The following is a 1,391-nucleotide window of genomic DNA, read 5'->3' on the forward strand; positions in this document are numbered from 1 at the left end:
TAATGCCAGTCAGTTAAGAGATTGACTGGCTTTTTCTTGGGTATTTTTGAGGTTTTCCTTTTACAACCCTTGGATAACTCCTCACTCTTCTCTCAGGTATAACATACCGATTAGATTTCTCCATTAAACTTTCCAGATGTTTGGGTAGATTACCTGCAGAAGCCAAAGAGTCGAATCTGAGTAAATTAAGAAGGGCAATAGATGCAATATGAAAACTGATCCTCAACGGGCTTACTTTGGCACGTTGAGCCATATATTTCATTTGTCTTCTTAGAACATTATAAGCAATCAAGACACCCCATAATTCTTGATAAATTAAGTCTGGCTGTTTGCTCCTTAAGTGCTTACCTTCCTGTAAATTGCTTTTAATTTCTCGGTAACACATTTCAATTTCCCAACGCTGAGCATATAACTTTGCCAAGGCTATAAGTGGGTATGTCTTTGAATCTAATAATGAAGTGATATAACGGCGGATTTTTCCTGCCTGCTCAACTTCAATTAAACGTGCTTCCCAGTAATCTCCTAATGCTGGATTAAGTTTTTTGGCTCTTGCTGATATTGGCATCCTGATATGAAAATCATGTGGGGAATTCCGTTTAATTATGTCATAACGTAAATTATCTTTAGCTCGCATAAGCCAGTGGCTTGATTCTCCACGTGTTTGCCAGCCTATTAAAAAATCAGCAGAGAAATAAGCTCGATCAAACAAAGTAATACTTTGTGCTGGAGGAGATAATTGATTTGCTAATGTGAGTTCACCTTGATCCATACTGCCTATTTGGGCATCTATGATTTCATGAGTATTGGTATTCACTAGACACGTGGCTCTAACTTGTGGGTAAGGTGCTACAGCAGTTTTACCTTTAGATGAGCCAAAATGATTAAAATTCTCCTTGGTCAGTGGCATAGACCAAACCACCCCGTCAACAGCACATACACTAAGACCTTGAAAGGTTGAATATTGTTGTTGTGATTCATCAAACCATGCTTGGCTGATTAAGGAGAATAAGGCAGCTAAGGGTTCTCGACCTAAACGTTGTCGAGCTTGGACAGCTGCACTAGGAACACAATAATCTGTTGTACCAAACACGAGTTTTAATTGTTCTACCACATAGCTGATGGGTTGATTGCGAAACAAGGCAAGCCCAAGAACAAGCCAAACCACGTGCTCAGCAGGTAATTTTCTCCTTCTGATCGATGCCTTACCTGTTTGATGCAGAGATGTTTCAATCCAATTTAAGTCAATAAGTTCACAAAAATGGCTAAGTGATGGGAGAGCATGTTCAAGAGTGGATTCTAAATGTTCAGATAAAGACATAAAAAAATGAGCGTATTTACATACACTCATTTTTACTACATTTTTCTAATATTTGCTTAACTGACTGGCATTA

At 38.5% G+C, this 1,391-nt stretch carries 1 protein-coding gene; it reads right to left on the reverse strand.

The annotated features are described in order from the left end of the window. Positions 1–13: 13 nt before the first annotated feature. Entirely contained in the window at positions 14–1,318 is a 1,305-nt protein-coding gene (locus FTV32_RS17100; RefSeq protein ID WP_035269493.1) for an IS4 family transposase, read from the reverse strand. Positions 1,319–1,391 lie beyond the last annotated feature (73 nt).

Origin of the sequence: Acinetobacter sp. YH16032 (genome assembly GCF_013417345.1) — a bacterium.
Classification (GTDB): Bacteria; Pseudomonadota; Gammaproteobacteria; order Pseudomonadales; family Moraxellaceae; genus Acinetobacter.